General features: G+C 38.2%; 1 protein-coding gene. It reads right to left on the bottom strand.

Annotated features, from left to right (window positions below; translation table 11 throughout):
- Positions 1 to 294 (bottom strand): transposase (locus tag LJE11_RS20960; RefSeq protein WP_227296431.1); only part of this gene is annotated, 294 nt, incomplete at its 3' end.
- Positions 295 to 390: the final 96 nt, after the last annotated feature.

Consider the following 390-nt stretch of genomic DNA (forward strand, 5'->3'; position numbering starts at 1 on the left):
ATTTTTCTCGTAAGAACGAGAGATACTACGCTGTAATCTGCGTTTCTGTTTTTCTAATTTCTTTATTTTCTGACTCTTATTGCTGTTCTTATACTTAGTTCCATCAGAGCAGACAGCCAGTTCTTTGATTCCCAGGTCTATACCGACTCCGTCATCATTAAGTATTTCCCTACAGTCAGGAAATTCTACACATACACTGATCCACCAGTTCAATCTGTCAAAGGATATTCGCGGATTCATATATTTAGCATTTGTCGGAATTCGTCCATGTTCTGCAAGTCTTACCCAATTCATTTTTTGTTTGTTGGCTTTCCTGCTGGAGGAAAAGCCTTCAAATTTAACATGGGTATTACTGAATCGTATCTTAACGTTGTCCTGATAGAACTTCGG

This window comes from Blautia sp. DFI.1.216 (assembly GCF_020594215.1).
In the GTDB taxonomy this organism is placed as follows: Bacteria; Bacillota; Clostridia; order Lachnospirales; family Lachnospiraceae; genus Blautia_A; species Blautia_A wexlerae.